The organism is Lutibaculum baratangense AMV1 (genome assembly GCF_000496075.1).
GTDB lineage: Bacteria > Pseudomonadota > Alphaproteobacteria > Rhizobiales > Tepidamorphaceae > Lutibaculum > Lutibaculum baratangense.
In genome coordinates this window covers 20,603-34,160 of sequence record NZ_AWXZ01000020.1, presented here as the reverse complement: position 1 = coordinate 34,160, position 13,558 = coordinate 20,603, and the positions used below count along the sequence as shown (strand labels likewise).

General features: G+C 66.4%; 13 protein-coding genes and 1 pseudogene. 6 read left to right on the top strand and 8 right to left on the bottom strand.

Annotated elements, in window-relative coordinates; genetic code table 11:
• From N177_RS08540 to N177_RS08530, 3 genes and pseudogenes are all read left to right on the top strand, one after another.
• Positions 1–397: pseudogene (locus N177_RS08540) on the top strand (transposase); the annotation flags it as partial.
• Positions 397–579 carry a hypothetical protein gene (locus N177_RS08535; protein WP_023431903.1) on the top strand — a complete coding sequence of 61 codons (183 nt, stop codon included), beginning with the start codon at positions 397–399 and terminating at the stop codon, positions 577–579. The pseudogene N177_RS08540 and the gene N177_RS08535, both read left to right, overlap by 1 nt.
• A gap of 42 nt (positions 580–621) precedes the next feature.
• Positions 622–1,188, top strand: a complete 567-nt coding sequence (locus tag N177_RS08530) for an HPF/RaiA family ribosome-associated protein (protein ID WP_023431902.1) — start codon at positions 622–624, stop codon at positions 1,186–1,188.
• 201 nt (positions 1,189–1,389) lie between these two features.
• Here N177_RS08530 and N177_RS08525 read toward each other — a convergent pair whose 3' ends face one another.
• From N177_RS08525 to pncA, 6 genes are all read right to left on the bottom strand, one after another.
• Positions 1,390–1,644 (bottom strand): acyl carrier protein, encoded by a 255-nt coding sequence (locus N177_RS08525; protein ID WP_023431901.1) that lies wholly within the window; start codon positions 1,642–1,644, stop codon positions 1,390–1,392.
• The gene (locus N177_RS08520) at positions 1,641–2,840 is read right to left on the bottom strand and encodes a dihydrolipoamide acetyltransferase family protein (protein WP_023431900.1); all 1,200 of its coding nucleotides are present in this window, start codon (positions 2,838–2,840) and stop codon (positions 1,641–1,643) included. Before N177_RS08520 ends, N177_RS08525 begins: the two co-directional genes overlap by 4 nt.
• Positions 2,837–3,826 carry an alpha-ketoacid dehydrogenase subunit beta gene (locus N177_RS08515; protein WP_023431899.1) on the bottom strand — a complete coding sequence of 330 codons (990 nt, stop codon included), beginning with the start codon at positions 3,824–3,826 and terminating at the stop codon, positions 2,837–2,839. The genes N177_RS08520 and N177_RS08515 overlap by 4 nt, the downstream gene beginning before the upstream one ends.
• Positions 3,823–4,827, bottom strand: a complete 1,005-nt coding sequence (gene pdhA, locus N177_RS08510) for a pyruvate dehydrogenase (acetyl-transferring) E1 component subunit alpha (protein ID WP_023431898.1) — start codon at positions 4,825–4,827, stop codon at positions 3,823–3,825. The genes N177_RS08515 and pdhA overlap by 4 nt, the downstream gene beginning before the upstream one ends.
• Positions 4,824–6,548 carry an acetate--CoA ligase gene (gene acsA, locus N177_RS08505; protein ID WP_023431897.1) on the bottom strand — a complete coding sequence of 575 codons (1,725 nt, stop codon included), beginning with the start codon at positions 6,546–6,548 and terminating at the stop codon, positions 4,824–4,826. Before acsA ends, pdhA begins: the two co-directional genes overlap by 4 nt.
• Positions 6,549–6,826: 278 nt before the next feature.
• The gene (gene pncA / locus N177_RS08500) at positions 6,827–7,462 is read right to left on the bottom strand and encodes a bifunctional nicotinamidase/pyrazinamidase (RefSeq protein WP_023431896.1); all 636 of its coding nucleotides are present in this window, start codon (positions 7,460–7,462) and stop codon (positions 6,827–6,829) included.
• A gap of 66 nt (positions 7,463–7,528) precedes the next feature.
• Here pncA and N177_RS08495 point away from each other — a divergent pair, with 66 nt between their 5' ends.
• Entirely contained in the window at positions 7,529–8,935 is a 1,407-nt protein-coding gene (locus tag N177_RS08495) for a nicotinate phosphoribosyltransferase (RefSeq protein WP_023431895.1), read from the top strand.
• An 81-nt stretch (positions 8,936–9,016) separates the two neighbouring features.
• Here N177_RS08495 and groL read toward each other — a convergent pair whose 3' ends face one another.
• Positions 9,017–10,639: a chaperonin GroEL gene (gene groL / locus N177_RS08490; RefSeq protein ID WP_023431894.1), complete on the bottom strand. Its 1,623-nt coding sequence runs from the start codon at positions 10,637–10,639 to the stop codon at positions 9,017–9,019.
• A gap of 248 nt (positions 10,640–10,887) precedes the next feature.
• Here groL and N177_RS08485 point away from each other — a divergent pair, with 248 nt between their 5' ends.
• Together N177_RS08485 and N177_RS08480 are read left to right on the top strand one after the other, a co-directional pair.
• Positions 10,888–11,409, top strand: a complete 522-nt coding sequence (locus N177_RS08485; RefSeq protein WP_023431893.1) for an Hsp20/alpha crystallin family protein — start codon at positions 10,888–10,890, stop codon at positions 11,407–11,409.
• Positions 11,410–11,673: 264 nt separating this feature from the next.
• On the top strand, positions 11,674–12,591 hold the full coding sequence (locus N177_RS08480; protein ID WP_081718443.1) for a helix-hairpin-helix domain-containing protein: 918 nt from the start codon (positions 11,674–11,676) through the stop codon (positions 12,589–12,591).
• A 150-nt stretch (positions 12,592–12,741) separates the two neighbouring features.
• Here N177_RS08480 and N177_RS08475 read toward each other — a convergent pair whose 3' ends face one another.
• Complete coding sequence (locus N177_RS08475; RefSeq protein ID WP_244444255.1) at positions 12,742–13,446, bottom strand: CBS domain-containing protein; 705 nt, start codon at positions 13,444–13,446, stop codon at positions 12,742–12,744.
• Between the last annotated feature and the right edge of the window lie 112 nt (positions 13,447–13,558).

Here is a 13,558-nt window from a genome sequence, read left to right as displayed (position 1 = left end):
ACCCTGGCCGACGGCCATGCCGAGCGGGTGGCGGCGCTGCACATGAATCGAGCCCCTGGCCGACCCTCCTCGCAGGATCACGCTCGGCGCCGACAAGGGTTACGATACGGAGGACTTCGTCAACGAATTGCGCTCGATGAAGGTGACGCCGCATGTGGCCCAGAACACCAGCGGCCGCCGTTCGGCGATCGACGGTCGCACAACCCGGCACGGCGGCTATGTCGCCAGCCAGCGTATTCGCAAGCGCATCGAGGAGGCGTTTGGCTGGATCAAGACGGTCGCCGGCCAGGACAAGACGAAGTTCCGCGGACGCGACCGCGTCGGATGGGCCTTCACCTTCGCGGCCGCCGCCTACAATCTGGTGCGGCTGCCCAAGCTCATGACGGAAACCGGCTGATGGCAAAGGTTCCCACCTTCGCCAAGGCCTTCGCCGGACGCTGGCGCATCGTCGAGATGGAGGCCTGGGATGTTGCTCCCCGGGGCAGGTTGATCCGGATCAAGGCGCACAAGGCGCAAGGGTTCATCCTGAAGCTTCGCGGGCCCGGCCACCGCGCAACCCTAAGGGGATGCCTGAGTTAGCATTGGCTGTCCGAGTTGACCCGCAAGGCATGGATGCCCAGCATGCAGACCCTGATCGACATCACGTTTCACGAAATGGACAGCTCGCCGGCTTTCGAGGAGCGCATCCTCCGCCACGTGGTCGAGCTCGAAGAGCGCTTCGGGCGTATCATCAGCGGGCGCGTCGTCGTGACAGGTCCAGGAGAGCGCCATCGCACAGGTGGGCTCTACGACGTGCGCATTCACCTTTCGCTGCCCGAGGGCCGCGAGGTCCACGTCGACCGGCTGAGCCACGACGACGAGCGATACGCCGACGTCGGCTACGCCATCAACGACACCTTCAAGCGGGCGCGGCGGCAGCTTCAGGACGAGGTGCGCAAGCTGCACGGCGACGTCAAGCGGCACGAGCCGGAGCCACACGGCAGGGTCCTGCGGATCGATCCGAACGGCGACTTCGGCTTCATCGAGACGAGCGACGGGAGGGAAATCTACTTTCACCGCAACTCCGTGTTGAACGACGGCTTCGCCCGCCTCGAGCCGGGCGCCCCCGTCACCTTCGCCGAGGAGATGGGCGAGAAGGGGCCGCAGGCTAGCACGGTGAAGCCGATGGGCAAGCGCGGCATGGTCTGAAGATTCCCATGCGCATCAGGGAGTGAGTATTGCCCGACGGGCGCGTCACGATCGCGCTGATGGACGACGTCATGCTCTGGCGGGGCATCGATCAGGCGCTGCCCGGCCTGGGCGATCCTAAGCTCTGTGAGGCCTAAGCCTCCTTACGAACTCCCACTTTGACCGCCTCCCCGGCCGTAGGCGTATGCATGGTCGGAGACTTCAGACTGCCTTGTCCCAGCGCGCCCGGAGATAGGCCACGGCCCCGTTCGGCGTCTGCAGCGAAGGGTAATCCTTCTCCGGGATCTCGAGACCGGTGGTCTTGCTCAGGCCGATGATGAAGTTGAGAAAGTCCATCGAGTCGATCTCGAACTGTTTCCGGAACGTCTCCTCGGGCTCGACCGGCTCGCCCTCGAGATCGGGCGCGACCGAGAAGAAAGTGGTCATGACGGTGTCCATCAGATCGGCATCGGTCATAGGGCCTCCGGCGCTTGCAGTAACGCGTCGAGCCTCGTCAGGAACCGGCTCGCCGACCGGCCGTCGCTGACCCGATGATCGCCGGCGACGGTGACCGTGATCACGCGGCGAACGGCGAGGACCCCGTCGGCGACCCAAGGACGCAGGGCCGCCGCGCCGCAACCGATGATCGCCACCTGCGGCGGGTAGATGAGCGGCATGATCGCGTCCGACGTCCCCTCGCCCAGGTTCGACAGCGTCGCCGTCGCATCGGTCAGCTCCGAGCTCCTGAGGCGACCGGAACGGGCCCGCGGGATCATGTCGCCCAACCCCGCCATCACGGCATCCAAGGAAAGAGTGTCCACCTCATGCAACGCCGGCGCGACGAGGCCGCCGCCCCGCAAGGCCGTGGCCACGCCGAGATGCACGGCGCCAGCGGGCACGAAGGCGTCGTCCACGAAATGACCGTTCAGTTGCGGCGTCTCCTTCAGGGCGAGCGCCATCGCCTTGGCGAGCGGCGCCGCGTAGAGGAGGCGGGAGGCCACCGGCCGCCTCGCGTTCTCCGCTTCGAGCCAGTCGAAGAGCGGCGTGACGTCGATGGTCTGACTGACCCAGTAGTGGGGAATGTCACGGTGAGAGCGGCTCATCGCTGCAGCGATCGCCTTGCGCATCTCGCCGAGATCGATACCGATCCTGCGGGGAGCTGCCGCAGGCGCCCCCGTTTCCGGTGCCGCGCGGCGGGCGGCCTCCACCTCAGCGAGGCCGACGACGCCGTCGGGCCCTGCCGCCACGGCCGCGAGGTCAATGCCCGCCTCGGCCGCGCGCCGACGCGCCACCGGCGTGACCTTCGCCCGCCCTTCCACACGCTCGGCGGGCGGCGGGGGCGCCGCCGTCGGCCGCGGTCGTGGCGCCGTGGGAGGCGCGACTTCAGGCGCGGGCGCTGCCGCCGCTGCCGGCTCCAGCGCGGTCGACGCCGCTTCCCCTGGCTCGCGGATCGTCGCGAGCACGGTGCCGACCGGCACCTTGTGGCCCGGCTCGACCTCGATCCGGTCGAGCGTGCCGTCATTGAAGACCTCGATCTCGATCGCGCCCTTCTGCGTCTCGACGAGCGCAATGATATCGCCGTGTGACACTTGGTCGCCCGGCTTTCGATACCATTCGACGAGAGTGCCCGCGTCCATGTCGGCGCCGAGGGAGGGCATGCGGAACTGGATCATCGCCTGAGGGTCTTGCGGACGGCCGCGGCGATCGCGTGGGGCTGCGGTATGGCCGCCTGCTCCAGATGCTGCGGATAGGGAATCGGCACCTCGACGCTGCACACGCGCTCGACCGGCGCATCGAGCTCGTAGAAGGCCTGCTCCTGAATGCGAGCCGAGATTTCGGCTGCGAGGCTGCCGGAGCGCCATCCCTCGTCGACGATCACGGCCCGGTGCGTCTTCGCAATGGACGTCATGATCGTCTGATCGTCGAGCGGGCGCAGGGAGCGGAGGTCTATGATCTCGCACTCGATTCCTTCCCCGGCGAGCTCATCGGTCGCAGCCAGCGCCTTCTTCAGATTGGCGCTGTAGGTAACGATCGTCGCGGCGTCGCCGGCCCGGCGGATCGCCGCGCGGTCGAGATCGACGGCAAGATCCTCGTCTTCGGGAACGTCACCCTCTTCGTTGTAGAGCGTCGCGTGCTCCATGATGACGACCGGGTCGGGATCCTGCAGCGCCGTCCAAAGCATACCGCGCGCGTCGGCCACCGTCGCCGGCGCGACGACCCGCAGGCCCGGCACGTGCGCGAACCATCCCTCCAGGCTGTGCGAGTGCTGCGCGGCGAGCTGCCGCCCCGCCCCCGTCGCCATGCGGATGACGAGCGGCACCGAGAACTGGCCCCCCGACATGTGGCGGATCGTGGCGGCATTGTTGACGATCTGGTCGAGCGCCAGAAGCGAGAAGTTGATCGTCATGATCTCTACGATCGGCCTCATCCCGCCGAGTGCCGCACCGATGCCCGCGCCCGTGAAGCCCGACTCGGCGAGCGGCGTGTTGCGGATGCGATCATCGCCGAATTCATCGAGCAGCCCGAGCGAGCAGGCATAGGCGCCGCCGTAGGCGCCGACATCCTCGCCCATCAGGAAGACTCGGTCGTCCCGCGTCAGCGCCTCCCGCAACGCCTCGCGCACGGCCTCGCGATAGGTGATGCGACGCGTCCCGCTCATGCCGTCACCTCGGCGCCACGAGGCGTCGTGACGTCCCGCGTCAGCTCCTCGACGGGCTCCCAAGGCGCCTCCTCCGCAAACGCGACGGCCGCGCCGATTTCCTCGGCGATCTCGTTCTCGAGGGCGGCGACATGGTCGGGGTGGACGAGGCGCGTCCCGAGGATCCAGTCGGTGAAGCGGACGATCGGCCCCTTCTTCCGCCACTCCTCGACCTCTTCCTTCGGCCTGTAGAGATCGGGGTCGAACATCGAATGGGCGCGGAAGCGGTAGGTGCGGGTCTCAAGGAAACGCGGCCCCTCCCCCCGTCTCACCGCATGGACGGCACGCCGTGCGGCGGCCTCGACGGCCACCACGTCCATTCCGTCGACGATCTCGGATTCCATGCCGAAGACGGCGGCGTGGGCGCGGATGTCGGTATTCGACTCCGAACGCGCCAGCGCCGTCCCCATGGCGTAGAGATTGTTCTCGCAGACGAACAGGACCGGCAGCTTCCACAGCGCTGCCAGGTTCATCGCCTCGTGGAACTCGCCCTCGGCCGCCGCGCCCTCGCCGAAGAAGCAGCAGGTGACGCGGTCGCGACCCTGCATCTTGTCGGCAAGCGCCAGCCCCACCGCAAGCGGCAGGCCGCCGGCGACGATCGCGTTGCCACCGTAGAAGCGGTGCCTCGCAGAGAAGATGTGCATGGAGCCCCCCCGCCCGCCGCTCGAGCCGGACGCCTTGCCGAACATCTCGGCCATGACCTCGTTCATCGGCAGGCCGCGGGCGAGCGCGTGGCCGTGCTCGCGGTAGGTCGCGACGACTGCATCCTCCTCGGTCAGCGCTTGCATGACGCCGACGGCGTTCGCCTCCTCGCCGATATAGAGATGAAGGAAGCCACGGATCTTGGAGCCGGAGTAAAGCTCCGCGCACTTCTCCTCGAAGCGGCGAATGCGCGTCATTTCTCTCAAGAGATGCAGCGCGTGCTCGTGCGTCAGGTGGACGCGATCATCGGCCTCGCTCACTTCTCGCTCTCCAGGGTGGAAATGTCGCCCTCGGGAAGGCCGAGCTCGCGCGCCTTCAACAGCCGGCGCATGATCTTGCCTGAGCGGGTCTTCGGTAGGCTGTCGCGGAAGTCGATCTCGCGTGGCGCCACGGCGGGCCCGAGCCGCTTGCGGGCGTGCGCCAGGATCTCCTTGCGCAGCTCCTCCGTCGGCTCGAAGCCCCTGTTGAGCCCGACGAAGGCCTTCACCACCTCCATCACGACAGGATCCGGGGTGCCTATCACCCCCGCTTCCGCGACGGCGGGATGCTCGATCAGCACGCTCTCCACCTCGAACGGGCCGATCAGGTGGCCGGCCGACTTGATGACGTCGTCGGCGCGCCCGACGAACCAGAAATATCCATCGGCATCGCGCTTCACGATGTCACCGGAGAGATACCAGCCGCCGGCGAAGGTCTTGCGATAGCGCTCCTCCTCGTGGAGATAGCCGCGGAACATCGACGGCCAGCCAGGCCGCAGTGCCAGTTCGCCCTCCTCGTCCGCCGTCCCGATCTCGGTCACCGAGCCGTCCTCCTCCCGGTGGACGACGCCGGCCTCGATTCCCGGCACCGGGCGCCCCATGGAACCCGGCCTGATTGGCATCGAACGATAGTTCGAGACCATGATGCCACCGGTCTCGGTCTGCCACCAGTTGTCGTGGATCGGCCGATCCAGCACCTCGCGTCCCCAGACCACGGCCTGCGGATTGAGGGGCTCGCCGACGCTGGCGATCAGGCGCAGCCGGCTGAGGTCGTATCTCTTCGGCAACTCCGAGCCAGCCTTCATCAGCATGCGGATGGCCGTCGGGGCCGTGTACCAGACGGTCACCTTCTCGCGCTCCAGGTTCTCGTACCAGCGGCCGGCGTCGAACTCCTCCTCGTCCGAGATCATGGTGCAGCCGATCAGGAGCGGCGCGATGATGCCGTAGGAGGTGCCGGTCACCCAGCCCGGATCGGCCGTGCACCAGAAGACGTCGTCGGCTTTGAGATCGAGCGCGAACTCCGCGGTGGCGCGATGCGCCACGGCTGCTCCGTGGACATGCATGGCGCCCTTGGGCCGGCCGGTCGTGCCGCTCGTGAAGTGCAGGATAGCAAGATCATCGGGCCTGGTCGCCGCGATGTCGCAGGTGTCGGGCGCATCGGCGAGCAGCTCGTCGAGATCCTCGCCGCCCTCGCCGCCGCCGACCAGAATGACGGTCTTCAGGAACGGCAGCTCGCCGAGGATCGGCTTCACCTTGCGCTCGAATAAGCGGTGCGTAGTGACCAGGGCCTTCGGCTCGGCGATCGTCATCCTCGCCTTGATGGGCTCGGGGCCGAATGCGGAGAAGAGCGGGCTCAACACCGCACCGCGCTTCCACACCCCGAGGGCAGCTATATAGAGGGCCGGCACGCGCCCCAGAAGGGTGAAGACCCGGTCACCGGGGTCGATCCCGAGCTTGTCGAGCGCATTGCAGAAGCGGGCGCTCCCAGTCGCGAGATCCCGGTACCTGAATTCGCGCGTCGCCTTGTCCTGCGCGATCCATCGCAGGGCGATCCGGTCGCCCCTGCCCTCGACCACGTGGCGGTCGGTCGCCTCAAAGGCGATGTTCAGTCCACCTCCGGGCAGCCCGGCCAATGCCTTCGCCGCCCGCTCCCAGGAGAACTTCCGGCACACGTCCTCGTAATCGCCGAGATTGGGCCGTCGCTGGTCGAGCTGTTCCGGCATTGCTGGTTGCACCTCCTCTCAGCCTCTTGCGCCGCGCGGCTTCGGCCGTCGTCCTGCCACTTGTCCACGACCTCCACGCCACTTCAGCGTGCAGGCAACTTGCCCCTCGCGTCGTTGACGAAGGTCAAGCGTGAACCAGATGCGAAAAGACTGGCCGCACAGGGGCGGCCATCGCCCGGCTGCCCTGCCACCCGCACATTCGAGAGCCAGAGAGTTCCCACGACTTCCGAGAGCGTGAGCGGGTCGGAGCCGGCACCATGAAGCTGGCCAAACCCGCCTCAGAACAGGGCCGTGCTCTCCTCGATCTCGGCTCCGGCCGCCGAAAGCTCCTTCATCGCCTCCTGAAGCGGGCCGTGAAGATCGATCGCACGGCACGCGTCGATCAGGACCGCCACCTCGAACCCTTGCCTGCGCGCGTCGAGGCCTGACCAGGCCACGCAAAAACCGGTCGCCAGACCGCACAGGAAGATCCTTTGGAAGCCGCGCTCGCACAGATATCCGCCAAGGCCCGTCGGCGTCGCTCGATCGTTCTCGAAAAATGCCGAATAGGAGTCGATGCCGGCATGAAAGCCCTTCCTCAGGACAAGCTCCGCCCGGTCGGTATCGAGGTCGGGATGGAAGGCGGCGCCCACGGTGCCCTGCACGCAATGGTCAGGCCACAGGATTTGCGGCCCATAGGCGAATTCGATGGTCTCGTGGGGGCGGCGCCCGAGGTGCACGGAGGCAAACGACGCGTGACCCGCAGGATGCCAGTCCTGCGTCAGGACGCTATGAGGAAAGACGTGCAGCAGCCTGTTGATGGGCCGCACCAACTCTTCGCCGCCTGGCACCCCCAACGCCCCGCCGGTACAGAAATCATTGTGCACGTCGACCACCAGCAGAACGTCTGTCCCTGCAATCCCTGCCTTCTGCATCGCTTCCTCCCTTCCCCCACGGGATTGACCAGGTGACGGTCACTAGGAAAGCCTAGCGGCAAAGGGATGCCAAGTGCAGAGGAGGTCCTCCTGGAGAAGCGATCGCCCACCGGCCGCCAGTGGGAAGTCCAGGCGCCTGGGCTCTTCACCGACCTCTACGAACTTCGCATGGCGGAGGCATACCTCTCGGAGGGGATGTCGGGAGAGGCCGTCTTCACGCTCTCCGTCAGGAAGCTTCCCCCGCAGCGCAACTACCTCATCGCCTGCGGGCTCGATTCCCTGATCGAGCGGCTCGAGTCATTCCGCTTCGGCCAGGAACACATCGAGTATCTGCGCGAGGTGGGAGGCTTCGGCGAAGCCTTCCTCGACTATCTCGAAGGGTTCCGCTTCGGGGGCGACGTGCAGGCTGCGCCAGAGGGAACGGTCCTGTTCCCGCACGAGCCGATCCTCGAGGTCGCAGCACCGCTGCCCGAGGCACAGCTCCTGGAGACACTGGTCCTGAACCAGATCCATCACCAGACCCTGATTGCCAGCAAGGCCTCGCGCATTGTGACAGCCGCCGCCGACCGCCCCGTCGTAGACTTCGGCGCGCGTCGCATGCACGGCCTCGACGCCGCGGTGGCGGGCGCCCGGGCGGCCTTCGTCGCGGGCGTCGCCTCGACCTCGAACGTCCTTGCAGGCTACGTCCATGGCATCCCGGTCGCCGGCACCATGGCCCACAGTTACGTTCAGGCGCATGAGAGCGAACTTGCAGCGTTTCGCACCTATGCCAGCCGGTATCCGGAGACCGTCCTGCTCGTCGACACGTACGATACCCTCGAGGGCGTGCATCGCGTCATCGATCTGGCGCGAGAGCTGGGGCCGGAATTCCATATCAGCGCAGTCCGGTTGGACTCGGGGGACCTCGCCGCCCTCGCCACCCGGAGCCGGCAGCTCCTCGACGCGGCCGGACTGCACGCGGTCAAGATCTTCGCAAGCGGCGGCCTCGACGAGCATGAGATCGATCGCCTTCTGCAGGCGGAGGCGCCGATCGACGCCTTCGGCGTCGGCACGCATATGGGCGTCTCGAGCGACGCTCCGCTGCTCGACATGACCTACAAGCTCGTGGAGTACGAGGGCAAGCCGAAGACGAAGCTGTCGCCGGGCAAGCTCGTTCTGCCGGGCCGGAAGCAGGTCTTCCGGCTGGAGGAGAACGATCGCGCGATCGGCGACGTGATCGCCACAGCGAACGAGGACTGCCCCGGTCGGCCTCTGCTCCGGCCGGCCATGCGCGGGGGCCGGAGGGCCGGCGGGCGAGGATCGCCGATCGATGCCCGAGCGCGGGCAGCCGGGGAACTTGCCTCCATGTCCACCGGGCTGCGGAGCCTGGAGACGCGCCACGATCTCTATGCGGTCTCGATCAGCGACCGTCTACAGGGAAAGCTGGATGCGCTGAGGCAATCTCTGGCGCCGGCGGGCCGCCAGTCCGATTGAGGCACCTGCACTTCCCGCGTTGCCGCAGCGTTGTAGGTCTCCCCGTCTTGCGAGGTGAACAATCACCCCGTCGCAAGTCGGCTAGAGACCCATTTCGGCCTGAGGCACACGCTCCTTATCCGGCTCCGGCAGTTCGGTCATCGTCGCCTCGGTCAGCAAGAGCACGCTCGCAACCGACACGGCATTCTCGAGCGCGATTCGCACGACCTTCGTCGGATCGACGATGCCCGCTTCCAGAAGATCCACATACTCCTTGCGGCTCGCGTCGAAGCCTTCGTTCGCCTTGCCCTCAAGCATTCGGGCAACGACCACGCCACCATCGACGGCGGAGTTTTCGGCGATCATCCGTGTCGGCACCTCGAGGGCTCGCTTCAGAATCTGGATGCCGGTGCGCTCGTCCCCTTCCGTCACTTTCTCCTCATCGGCGACCGCGGGCAGGCACCGCAGGAGGGCAAGCCCGCCGCCCGGCACGAGACCCTCCGCCACGGCCGCCTTCGTCGCGCTGATCGCATCGTCGAGCGCCTCCTTCTTCGACTTCATTTCGGCCTCTGTCGGAGCGCCGACGCGGATGACCGCGACGCCCCCCGAGAGTTTCGCCAGGCGCTCTTCGAGCTTCTCGCGATCATAGTCGCTTTTCGTCTTGTCGATTTCGCGACGGATCTGCTCGATCCGGCCGTCGATCACCTTCCTGTCGCCCGCACCGCCGATGATCGTGGTTGTGTCCTTGTCGATGACGATGCGTGCGGCATGGCCGAGCTGCGCGGCCGTCACATTCTCGAGCTTGAAACCGAGCTCCTCGGAGATCACCTCGGCCTTCGTCAGCGCTCCGATATCCTGCAGCATCGCCTTTCGCCGGTCGCCGAAGCCCGGAGCCTTGACGGCGCAACTCTTCAGGACGCCGCGGAGCTGGTTGAGGATCAGGGCAGCGAGCGCCTCTCCCTCGACATCCTCGGCGACGACGAGAAGCGGACGGCCGGACTTTGCGACCTCTTCCAGCAGCGGCACGAGGTCCTTCAGCGAACTCACCTTGCGGTCGCAGATCAGGATGTGCGCGTCTTCCAGAACCGCTTCCATCTCCTCCGGATCAGTGACGAAGTACGGTGAGAGGTAGCCGCGGTCGAACTGCATGCCCTCCACGACCTCCAGCACCGTCTCGGTGGTCTTCGATTCCTCCACCGTGATAACACCGTCGCCGCCGACCTTCTCCATCGCTTCCGCGACGAGCTCACCGGTTTCCTCGTCGTTGTGCGCGGAGATCGTCGCCACCTGTGCCTTCTCCTTGCGCGTCTCGACTGGCCGCGACATCTCCTTCAGCGCCTCGATGGCGCGCTTCGTCGCGCGATCAAGCCCGCGCTTGATGTCGATGGCGCTCGCCCCCGCGACGACGTTGCGCACGCCGTCGGCGAAGATCGCGTGGGCGAGGACGGTCGAGGTGCTCGTGCCATCGCCGACCATGTCGCCGGTCTTCTCGACAGCCTGACGCAGCATACGTGCGCCGAGGTTCTCCTCCGGATCCTTGAGGTCGAACTCCTTGGCGATCGTGACGCCGTCGTTGCAGACGATCGGCGCCCCCCACTTCTTCTCGATGAGCACCGACTTCGAGCGAGGCCCGAGCGTCACGCGGACGGCGTCGGCGAGCTGGGTGGTGCCGCGAAGTATCTTCTCGCGCGCGGCGGAGCGGAAGAGGACTTGCTTGTGAGCCATGGGATGAGCCTCTGCAGCATGAAAATGCGAGAAGGAAAGAAGATACCGCGATAGGCCCGTACAACCTTGACCTAACTCAAGCCTCTGATGGAGGCAACGCTGACCGATGTCTGATCTTCCTCTGCGGAATATGTGCCCTCCTTGCAGCAACGAAGCGCGCAAGACAATTGACCAAACGCAATGCCGCCTGCTCTCGCCGGAGCGATGCTTCATCTGCTTCTGGTAGCGTTGTTTCATGGGAGGCGAACATGACAGCAGAAAAACTCGACGTGACACGTGACGAGAAGGCCAGGGCTCCCGTTCCGGCAGGCGGCGCGGCATCCGCCCTGAGCGGCCTCCGCGATGAGTTCGACAGGCTGTTCGACCGTGTCGCCGGCCGGTTCTGGAGCCTGCCGGGCGAGCTTTCGACGAGCTTCCGCTTCGACAGCCCCCTCGGCACGACGATGCCCGCGGTCGATGTCAGCGAAGCCGACGGCCACTACGAGATCACGGCGGAGCTCCCCGGCCTCGAGGCGCAGAACGTTCACGTTTCGGTCCAGAACGGCCTTCTGACCATCAGCGGCGAGAAGTCTGAGGAGAAGAAGGAAGAGAAGAAGAACTGCTATCTCTCCGAGCGCCGCTACGGCTCGTTTCGGCGCTCCTTCCAGGTGCCGGACTCGGTCGATGCCGACAAGAGCGAGGCAAAGTTCGAGAAGGGCATCCTCCGGGTAAGCCTTCCGAAGACGGCGCAGGCGGCGGAGAAGAAGACCATCGAGGTCAAGGCGGCTTGAGGCGCGATGGAGCGGCTGGCCGGCCGCTCCGTTCGCCGCTCCGGCGCCTCTTATGAAGTGGAGCATGCCGAAGCCTGCGACAGCCAAGGGCGCTCCGGCACGGGCCGGCCCCGAGATGGTCCAACAGCCGCCGCCAATGCCGGAGGTCTATGCCTGCCCGATCTGCGGCGGCCGCGTGCATGAGGAGCACGGAGTCTTCCACTGCGAGCGCTGCGGGCAGGTGGTCGAGGCGTGCTGCGAGGGCGCACCGCCCGCGGAAGGTTGATGCGCACGAAACCCGCCCCGTCCAAAGTGCGGACACCGGATAGTCCTCCGGCGATAAGGATCATCGATAACGGGGCTCTGGCGGCCAATCTTCGCGACTATGCCGACATCCTCGCCCATCAGGGGGAAGATGGCTTCCGAGTCTCTGCCTACCGGCGTGCGACCGACACGATGGTGGCGCTCGGCGAGCCCGTCTCGAAGATCCTGAACGAGAAGGGCCGCGACGGGCTCATCGCCCTGCCCGGCGTCGGGCGCTCGATCGCCTCGGCTCTGGCCGAGATGGTGACGACGGGAAGATGGTCGCAGCTCGAGCGGGTGCGTGGTGCGCTCGAGCAGGAAAAGCTGTTCCAGACGATCCCGGGGATAGGGCCGGAACTCGCGCGACATCTCTGCGAGACGCTCCACCTCGAGACAATCGAGGCCCTTGAGATCGCCGCCCATGACGGCCGTCTCGAGAAGGTGCCGGGCTTTGGCCGGAGACGGGGCGACATGGTTCGCGCGGCGCTTCTTAGGCGACTCGGCCGGCCGTGGCTCCGCGAGATGAGAAACCAGCAGCCACGTCCGCCGGTCGACGTGCTGCTGGACGTCGACCGCGAATACCGGGGAAAGGCGAAGGCTGGACGCCTGCGTACGGTCGCACCGAAACGCCTCAACCCGAGTGGAGAGGCCTGGCTGCCGATCCTGCACACGCGCCGCGGCGACTGGCACTTCACTGCGCTGTACTCAAACACCGCTCTCGCACACGACCTGTGCCGCACGGGCGACTGGGTCGTGATCTACCATCACACCGACACGTCACCCGAGGGGCAGTGCACGGTGGTTACGGAAACGCGAGGGCCGATGGCGGGAAAGCGCGTGGTTCGAGGGCGGGAGGGGGAGTGTGGCGTGCTGCAGAACTCAGCGTCACCACGCTCCTGAATAAGTTCAGCCTGGCCGGGCCGCAGGCGGCCAAAGCTGCTGCAGGCCGCAGAGAGTTGCTGCGGCGACCGTCGTGGTCGCAACGGGACGGCCAGAGAAATGATCGCACGGTGAGGAGCAGCGCGACGGAGGTCGGACTGCCCGCGACTGCTAATCGCCGACCACCGGCCTCGCGAGCATGTGATCCTGGATGGATTTCACACCGGCGGTCGCCTCGGCGGCGACGACGACCGCTCGCTTCTGGCTCTCGGACTCCGCAACGCCCCAAAGCTCCGCCACTCCGTCGTGGACGATGACATTGAGAAGCCATGGGGCGCCGATCGCGGCCGCGGCGATCCGATCCAGGATCGCCTGCCGGATCTCGAGGTCACCGTCGGCCCCCGCCGCAGGCTCTTTCGCCGGCAGGCTGGCGAGAGCCTGGACGATGTTTGCCCGACTGACGATGCCGACGACCCGGCCGCCCCTGATGATCGGAACGCGTTTGACGTGATGCTCTTCCAGGAGATCCGCTATATCCGCGAGCGGCGTATCCTCCTCCGCGGTGAAGACATTCCTGGTCATCACATCGGACACTTTGGTCGCCAGGCTCTTGATGAACTCCTCGGTGAGCGTTTCGGGCAGCATGAAGAGGCTCAGCCACCAGGCTCGGTGGCGCTCGGTGCCGAGTTCCCCGCGGCGCATGAGATCGCCCTCACTGACGATCCCAGCAAGCCCGCCATCCCCGTCCACCACGGGGACGGCGCTGATCCGGTGTTCGAGCAGCATCTTCGCGACATCCCGTACCGTCGCATCGGGGGCGACGGTGACGACATCCCGCACCATCACGTCAGCAGCTTTCATGGCACCTTCCTCCATTGAAGAAGTATTTCTCACGCCGCAATCGGCTGTATTTGACCCCAATCAAACGAAACGAGCCACGGCCAGAATATACCGCTCCTTGGTCGGCGCGGCGCTGGAGCTGAGGAAG

Excerpts from the sequence above, each read along its gene's own strand:
- N177_RS08495 (WP_023431895.1), top strand. The coding sequence starts at position 7,529 with ATGCCAAGTGCAGAGGAGGTCCTCCTGGAGAAGCGATCGCCCACCGGC.
- groL (WP_023431894.1), bottom strand. The coding sequence starts at position 10,639 with ATGGCTCACAAGCAAGTCCTCTTCCGCTCCGCCGCGCGCGAGAAGATA.
- acsA (WP_023431897.1), bottom strand. The coding sequence starts at position 6,548 with ATGCCGGAACAGCTCGACCAGCGACGGCCCAATCTCGGCGATTACGAG.
- pncA (WP_023431896.1), bottom strand. The coding sequence starts at position 7,462 with ATGCAGAAGGCAGGGATTGCAGGGACAGACGTTCTGCTGGTGGTCGAC.
- N177_RS08520 (WP_023431900.1), bottom strand. The coding sequence starts at position 2,840 with ATGATCCAGTTCCGCATGCCCTCCCTCGGCGCCGACATGGACGCGGGC.
- N177_RS08480 (WP_081718443.1), top strand. The coding sequence starts at position 11,674 with ATGCGCACGAAACCCGCCCCGTCCAAAGTGCGGACACCGGATAGTCCT.
- N177_RS08485 (WP_023431893.1), top strand. The coding sequence starts at position 10,888 with ATGACAGCAGAAAAACTCGACGTGACACGTGACGAGAAGGCCAGGGCT.
- N177_RS08515 (WP_023431899.1), bottom strand. The coding sequence starts at position 3,826 with ATGAGCGGGACGCGTCGCATCACCTATCGCGAGGCCGTGCGCGAGGCG.
- N177_RS08535 (WP_023431903.1), top strand. The coding sequence starts at position 397 with ATGGCAAAGGTTCCCACCTTCGCCAAGGCCTTCGCCGGACGCTGGCGC.
- N177_RS08530 (WP_023431902.1), top strand. The coding sequence starts at position 622 with ATGCAGACCCTGATCGACATCACGTTTCACGAAATGGACAGCTCGCCG.
- N177_RS08475 (WP_244444255.1), bottom strand. The coding sequence starts at position 13,446 with ATGGAGGAAGGTGCCATGAAAGCTGCTGACGTGATGGTGCGGGATGTC.
- N177_RS08525 (WP_023431901.1), bottom strand. The coding sequence starts at position 1,644 with ATGACCGATGCCGATCTGATGGACACCGTCATGACCACTTTCTTCTCG.